This window comes from uncultured Ralstonia sp. (assembly GCA_913056305.1).
Taxonomy (GTDB): Bacteria; Pseudomonadota; Gammaproteobacteria; order Burkholderiales; family Burkholderiaceae; genus Ralstonia.
This window is the reverse complement of record CAJXMR010000230.1, coordinates 1-7134: the sequence shown is the minus strand read 5'-3', so window position 1 is coordinate 7134 and position 7134 is coordinate 1. Positions and strand designations below refer to the sequence as shown.

The 7134-nt window shown below is 66.7% G+C and carries 5 protein-coding genes and 1 pseudogene; 1 reads left to right on the top strand and 5 read right to left on the bottom strand.

Translation table 11 applies throughout. The annotated features are described in order from the left end of the window. From QZ609_RS22665 to QZ609_RS22645, 5 genes are all read right to left on the bottom strand, one after another. Window positions 1–1211 (bottom strand): FMN-binding glutamate synthase family protein (locus QZ609_RS22665; RefSeq protein WP_295499730.1); only part of this gene is annotated, 1211 nt, incomplete at its 3' end. Between the two features lie 102 nt (window positions 1212–1313). After that, window positions 1314–2435 carry a tRNA 2-thiouridine(34) synthase MnmA gene (mnmA, locus tag QZ609_RS22660; protein WP_295499728.1) on the bottom strand — a complete coding sequence of 374 codons (1122 nt, stop codon included), beginning with the start codon at window positions 2433–2435 and terminating at the stop codon, window positions 1314–1316. After that, window positions 2432–2926, bottom strand: a complete 495-nt coding sequence (locus QZ609_RS22655; protein WP_295499725.1) for an NUDIX hydrolase — start codon at window positions 2924–2926, stop codon at window positions 2432–2434. The genes mnmA and QZ609_RS22655 overlap by 4 nt, the downstream gene beginning before the upstream one ends. Before the next feature lie 72 nt (window positions 2927–2998). After that, window positions 2999–4153 carry a DUF1624 domain-containing protein gene (locus QZ609_RS22650; protein WP_295499723.1) on the bottom strand — a complete coding sequence of 385 codons (1155 nt, stop codon included), beginning with the start codon at window positions 4151–4153 and terminating at the stop codon, window positions 2999–3001. Between the two features lie 2 nt (window positions 4154–4155). Further along, entirely contained in the window at window positions 4156–6225 is a 2070-nt protein-coding gene (locus QZ609_RS22645; RefSeq protein WP_295499721.1) for a TonB-dependent siderophore receptor, read from the bottom strand. Window positions 6226–6512: 287 nt separating this feature from the next. Here QZ609_RS22645 and QZ609_RS22640 point away from each other — a divergent pair. Continuing rightward, a pseudogene (locus tag QZ609_RS22640) lies at window positions 6513–7134 on the top strand (NAD(P)(+) transhydrogenase (Re/Si-specific) subunit alpha); the annotation flags it as partial.

Sequence of the window (7134 nt, the reverse complement as noted above, 5' to 3'; positions counted from 1 at the left end):
TTGCACCAGTCGGCACCCATTGCCAGCGTGCGAGCCACGTCGAACGCCGTGACGATCTTGCCTGACGCGCCAATCTTGATCTTGTCGCGCAGGTTAGCTCCCACCAGCGTGTTGTGCACCAGCAGCAGCCCTTCCTGCAGCGGCGTGCCGACGTGGTCGGTAAATTCCAGCGGCGCCGCACCCGTGCCGCCCTCCGCCCCGTCGACGACGATGAAGTCCGGCAGGATGCCGGACTCGAGCATTGCCTTGACGATGCCGAAGAACTCCCACGGATGCCCGATGCACAGTTTGAAGCCGGTCGGCTTGCCGCCCGACAGCGTACGCAGCCGATCCACAAACTGCAGGAGCCCCAGCGGCGTGCTGAATTCCGAATGCGCGGCCGGCGAGATGCAGTCCTTGCCGATCTGAATACCGCGCGTGGCGGCAATCTCGGGCGTCACCTTGGCGGCAGGCAGGACGCCACCGTGCCCCGGCTTGGCGCCCTGAGACAGCTTTACCTCGATCATCTTCACCTGGGGGCTGCGCGCCTGTTCGGCAAAGCGGTCCGGATCAAAGCGGCCATTGGCGTCACGGCAGCCGAAGTAGCCGGAGGCGACTTCCCAGATCAGGTCGCCGCCTTCTTCGCGGTGGTACGGCGAGATCGAGCCCTCGCCCGTGTCGTGGATGAAGTTGCCCAGCCTCGCACCGCGGTTCAGCGCGCGGATGGCGTTGCCCGACAGCGCCCCGAAGCTCATCGCCGAGATGTTGAACACCGACATCGAATACGGCTTGGCGCGCCCCTCGCCCACCATCACGCGGAAATCCGACGAGGCGATGCGCGTGGGCGCCAGCGAATGGCCGATCCACTCGTGCCCGGCGATCTTCACGTCCAGCTCGGTGCCGAACGGGCGGCTATCGACTTCGCCCTTGGCGCGCTGGTAGACGATGCTGCGCTGGGCGCGCGAGAACGGCCGCTCGTCGGTGTCGTCCTCCACAAAGTACTGGCGGATTTCCGGGCGGATGAATTCGAACAGGAAGCGGAAGTGACCCCACAGCGGGTAGTTGCGCAGCACCGAGTGGCGGCTTTGCGTGACGTCGTAGACGCCCAGCAGCACCAGCAGGCCCGGGATGACGGCGCACAGCCAGTGCAGGCGCCCCGCCGCCACAAACCCGGCGGTGATGACGAACAACAGCGCAACACCCGCGAAGGCCCAGTAGCGACGTGGCAGCATGACAAACCCTGTGTGGAGACGAATCAGGGCGCCAGCATAACCGACACATGCGCGAGCCCAGTGACGACTGCAGCCGTCACAACGGACTGTTGCGGAAACCGCTCAGGCGAGGGCTTTCTCGGGCACGGCCGCTTCGGCAGAAGCAATGATGCCGCCACCCAGGCAGACCTCGCCGTCGTACAGCACGGCGGATTGGCCTGGCGTCACGGCCCATTGCGCCTCGGCAAAGGCCAGCGAGAGCGCACCGTCGGCGGCACGGGCGACCGTGCACGGCGCATCGGCCTGGCGGTAACGCGTCTTGGCCCCCAGGTGCGTGCCTTCGGCGGGCGCATGGCCTGCGACCCAGCTCAGGTCATCGGCATGCACGGTGTGCGCGAGCAGCCACGGATGATCGTGCCCCTGCACCACGTACAGCGTATTGGCCGCCATGTCCTTGCGCGCCACGTACCATGCATCGCCATTGCCATCGCGGCTGCCGCCGATGCCGATGCCCTTGCGCTGCCCCAGCGTGTAGAACGCCAGGCCGATGTGCTCGCCGATAGTCTTGCCGTCCGGCGTCTTGATCGGGCCGGGCTTGGTCGGCAGGTAGCGGTTCAGGAAATCGCGAAACGGCCGCTCGCCGATGAAGCAGATTCCGGTGGAATCCTTCTTCTTGGCGTTCGGCAAACCGATCTCGGCGGCGATCTCGCGCACGCGCGTCTTCGGGATCTCGCCCAGCGGGAACAGCGTGCGCGACAGTTGCGCCTGGTTCAGCCGGTGCAGGAAGTAGCTCTGGTCCTTGGTGTGGTCGTGCGCCTTGAGCAGCTCGAAGCGGCCGCTCCCGTCCACCGCCTCGCGCACCCGGGCGTAGTGGCCGGTGGCAATGGTGTCCGCGCCCAGCGCCATCGCGTGGTCGAGGAAAGCCTTGAACTTGATCTCGGCGTTGCACAGCACGTCGGGGTTGGGCGTACGTCCGGCGGAGTATTCGCGCAAAAAATCGGCGAACACGCGGTCCTTGTATTCGGCGGCAAAGTTGACCGCCTCCACGTCCACGCCGATCAGATCGGCCACCGACACCACGTCGATCCAGTCCTGCCGGGTCGAGCAGTATTCGCTGTCGTCATCGTCTTCCCAGTTCTTCATGAACAGGCCGATGACGTCGTAGCCCTGCTGCTTAAGCAGCCACGCCGTGACTGAGGAATCCACGCCGCCGGACATGCCGACGACGATGCGCTTGCCGCTCATTGCGCTGCCTCCAAGCCGTACACGCTCGGATGCGTGTGAATGACCTCCAGCGGATAGCGCTTGCCAGCGAGGTAGTCCTCCACGCAGGCCAGCAGCAGCGGGCTGCGATGGCGCTCACGGCTGGCACGGATCTCGTCGGCCGTCATCCAGACGGTGCGGACGATGCCCTCGTCCAGCGTGCGGCGCGGGTCCTGCGGGCCCAGTTCGCCGGTGAAGGCCATGCGCACGTAGGTCACCGGATCGCCCTGCGGCGGCTGGAACTGCGCCATGTAGCAGCCGAGGAATGCCGTGGGCACGAAGCCGTGCGCGGTCTCTTCCAGCGCCTCGCGCGCGACGGCGTCGACCAGGCTTTCGTCCGGGTCGAGGTGGCCGGCGGGCTGGTTCAGGCGCAGACCGGCATCGGTGTGCTCCTCGACCAGCAGGAAGCGGCCGTCCTGTTCAATGACGGCGGCGACGGTAACGCTGGGTTTCCAACGGACGGCTTGGCTCATGGCAAAAAGGCAACAAAAACAAGGCGTTATTGTAGCCGCGTGGGGCCGCGCCCGCTTGGGATGGCGGGGGCGTCACAAATAGCGCATCCAGGGGTAGCGGCGGGTGCGCCGTAAGGCGGCAAACCAGCGCGTCGGCCAGTAGAGCAACGCGAGGGTCGGCAGCCAGGCCGCCCAGAGTTGCCACACGGCGTCGAAGCCAAAGCGCGCGCCCTGGTTGGCGCCAAGTCCCTGCAAAGCAAGCAGGTAGACGACGTGCAGCGCATAGAGATGCAGCAGGTAGAAGAACATCGGTGCGCTGCCCAGCGTCTGCAGCACGGTCGCGGCGCGCGAGGGTAGGCGCTCCAGCCACGCCAGCGCGCACAGGCCCAGACCGAGCGTCAGCAACAGAAAATCCAGCGACGGCGGATATTTGGTCAGATTGAGGAACGACACCGCAGTCGTCAGTGCGTCCGGATACGCCGTCCATGGCGTCGGCTCACCATAGCCGTTGAGCGTGCGCAGAACGGCAAACCCGATCAGGCAGGCCACGCCGAGCCGCAAGCACAGCGCCCGCCGCGCCTCGGGCGAGCGTCGCGCATAGACCGGCGCAAACACATACCCGAGCCCGATCACACCGATCCACGCCAGCACCGGATACGACGTGCGCAGCCGCAGGCCGTCCGCCAGCACGATCCAATCACGCTGATGCAGGATCGCCCACAGTGCGTGCCACGGCGAGTCAGGCCCGACGTGCACGCCAGTTAGCAGGTTATGCCCCGCAACGATCGCCAGCGACACCGCCAGCAGCCCGCCCGGCGGCAACCAGATCAACCCGGCCAACGCGATCATCGCCAGCCCGATCGCCCAGATCACCTGCAGGTACAGCGTCGTGGGCGGAAACGTGAACGTCCACGCAAAGTTGACGACCGTCACCTCCAGCGCGACCAGGAACAGCCCGCGCTTGAGCAGATGCGTGGCAATCGCCCGCCGATCCCCGCCCTGCTTCTGCCCCGACAGCCAGGCCGACACGCCCGCCAGGAAGACAAAGACCGGCGCGCACGGATGGCTGGCAAAGCGCGTGAGCGCCAGGGCCGGTGACGTGACGGCCAGATCGACCGGGTCCGTCACCTGCGCATGCAGGAAGAAGAATTCGCGCAGGTGATCGACCACCATCAGCATCATCACCAAGCCGCGCAGCAGGTCCACGGCGACAACACGTGAAGGCGCGCGTGAGGACTGCGTCGTCATCGTCAGAACTTGTACGTGGCCGCCAGCGTCACCTGCCGCTCGGCGCCGGGTGCGACCCACAACTCGTTGTACGAACTGGCGTAGTAGCGCTTGTCGAACAGGTTGTCGACCGTGAGCGTCAGGCGCAGCGCGCGCGTCGGCTGCACGTAACCGAGCAGGCGCACGGTGGCGTAGGCGGGCAGCTTGAAGCCGTTGTCGACGCTGTTGCCGGCGCGCTCCCCCACGTAGACCACACCGCCGCCCATGCCCGCCCGACCGAACGATCCGGCGCCGAACTCGTACAGGCCGAGCACGCTCGCGCTATGGCGCGGGATGTTGGACAGCGGCGCGCCCGGAGGCAGCACGGTGTCGGCCGTCACGTAGGCATCGGTATATGCGTACGTGCCGAGCACCTTCACGTTGGCCGTCACCTGCCCCGACACATCCAGCTCCACGCCCCGGCTGCGCACCGCCCCGGCGGTACGCTGGAAGGTCGGGTCACGCGGATCGCCCGTCAGCACGTTGGTCTTGTCGATCGAATACAGCGCCAGCGTGCCACCGAACTTGCCGTCGGCCGTCTCCAGCTTGGCGCCCACCTCGTAGCCGCGCCCGCGCTCCGGGGCGAACGCGTTGCCCTGCGCGCCCACGCCCGTGTTCGGCCGGAACGAGCGCGAGGTATTGGCGTACAGCGACAGCGTCTCGATCGGCTGGTACACAACGCCTAAACGCGGGCTATACGCCGTCTGCTGCTGGGCAACGCGCGCGCCGGTCAGGCGGTTGTCGGCGCGCTGCAGGAAGCGGTCCATGCGCATGCCGGCCAGCAGCTTCCATTGCGGCGTGAGCGCGATCTGGTCCTGCACGAACGCGCCGAAGCCGCGCTGGAACTCGCGCGTGCTGATGCTCGGCCGCACGCTCGGGCGCGGCTGGCCGTAGACGGGGTCGAAGAGATCGATGGCGTACGGCGCCGCCGCGCTCGGATTGGCGCGATACAGCACCGGGTCATAGCGGAAGTTGTAGAAATCGGCGCCGGCCACCAGCGTGTGCTTGATCGCACCGGTATGCACATCGCCCTGCAGGTCGACGCGGCCAGCCAGGTCGTTGGCGTGGTAGTCACGCTCGCGCGCCTGGCGCCACAGCGTGCGGCCGTCGCCGAGCAGCCTTGCCGCGTCCGACGACTTGCCGAACAGCCGCGACGTCCGGTACGACAGCCCCGCGTTCAGCTTCCAGCCATCGCGCAGTTGGTGCTCGACGGTCAGTTGATGGCTCTGCGTGCGCACCGTCGTATCGCCGTCGCCCGGCTCGCCCAGGAAGCGCGAATTGGGCAGCGCTCCCAGTCGCTGATTGATGGCGACGATGCCCCGGTCGAACGGCGCCTTCAATTGCGCCGCTTCAAACGCATAGGTCACGACGGTATCGTCCGTCGCCAGCCACGTGAACGACGGCGCGATGACGTAGCGCCGGCTCGACGAAAAATCCCGGAAACCGTGGTTACTCTCCGCCGCCAAGCCCAGCCGGTAGGCGAAACGCTCGGACAGCGGCCCGGTCAGCTCGGTCGCCAACCGGTACTGGTCATGGCTGCCCGCCGCCAGCGTGATCTCGCGCGACGGCTTGAACTGCGGTGTGCGCGTGACGATGTTGACGATGCCGCCCGGGTCGCTGCGCCCGTACAGCGCCGCCGACGGCCCCTTGAGCACGTCGATGCGCGCGATGTTGATGGCGTCCACCGGCACGTTGTTGGCGCGATTGGCCGAGAAACCGTTGACGAGGTAGTCCGAGCCGGTATTCAGGTCACCGGCAAAGCCGCGGATGGCGAAGTTGTCGGCGATGCCGCCCAGGTTGTTCTGCCGGCTGATGCCGCTGACCCAGTCGAGCGCGGTGTCCAACCGTGTCGCGCCGAAGTCGTCCAGCGCCGCGCGCGTGACCACGCCCACGGATTGCGGCACGTCCTTGAGCAGCGTGTCAGTGAGCGTGGCGGAGGTCGAGCGGCGTGCACGCAAACGTTCACCCAGCTGGCCACGCACGACGGCCTCTTCCAGCGCAAACGTTGGGATCTCCTCTGCACCGGCCAGCTCTGACGCACCGCACAAAGCCATTCCAACCAAACCCCACTTTAGATGCGGACGGATCGCATAGCGTCTACGCTGCATGGCAACAATCAGGTGATGAAAGACGTCCACCGTATCGAAATTGCAACTGTGTTGCAATTAAACTTTCGTGCTTTGCGGCATTGCTCCGCGCGTTACTCAGCGAATTCTCATTTTTAAGCTGCGTTCTAAGTCCGGTCCGTCGGCCAAAAACTTCGGGTAAGCTGCACAACGTTCAACAAAAGCGACCCAGCGCGCCCCACCTCACCCGCGCGCACCACAACGAGGAGAACACGATGCACATCGGCATCCCGCAGGAGACGCGGGCGGACGAGACGCGCGTTGCCGCGACCCCGGAGACGGTGAAGAAGTACGTGGCGCAAGGCCATCAGGTGACGGTGCAATCCGGCGCCGGCGTGGCCGCCGCCCAGCCCGACGACGCCTATGTGGCGGCCGGCGCCAGGATCGGCACCGCCGCCGAGGCGCTGGGCGCGCAGATCGTGCTCAAGGTGCGCTCGCCCGAGGAAGGCGAACTCGCGCAGATGCAGCCGGGTGCCGTGCTGGTCGGCATGCTCAACCCGTTCGACGATGAGAACACCGCGCGCCTGGCCGCGGCCAACGTCACCGCCTTTGCGCTGGAAGCCGCACCGCGCACCACGCGTGCGCAGAGCATGGACGTGCTGTCCTCGCAGGCCAACATCGCCGGGTACAAGGCGGTGATGGTCGCGGCCAACCACTACCAGCGCTTCATGCCGATGCTGATGACCGCTGCCGGCACCGTGAAAGCCGCGCGCGTGCTGATCCTCGGCGCCGGCGTGGCGGGCCTGCAGGCGATCGCCACGGCCAAACGCCTGGGCGCCGTCATCGAAGCGTCCGACGTGCGGCCTGCCGTGAAGGAGCAGATCGAATCGCTGGGCG

Bases quoted from the DNA above. Each gene is read 5' to 3' on its own strand.
- mnmA (WP_295499728.1), bottom strand. From the start codon at position 2,435: ATGAGCGGCAAGCGCATCGTCGTCGGCATGTCCGGCGGCGTGGATTCC.
- QZ609_RS22655 (WP_295499725.1), bottom strand. From the start codon at position 2,926: ATGAGCCAAGCCGTCCGTTGGAAACCCAGCGTTACCGTCGCCGCCGTC.
- QZ609_RS22650 (WP_295499723.1), bottom strand. From the start codon at position 4,153: ATGACGACGCAGTCCTCACGCGCGCCTTCACGTGTTGTCGCCGTGGAC.
- QZ609_RS22645 (WP_295499721.1), bottom strand. From the start codon at position 6,225: ATGGCTTTGTGCGGTGCGTCAGAGCTGGCCGGTGCAGAGGAGATCCCA.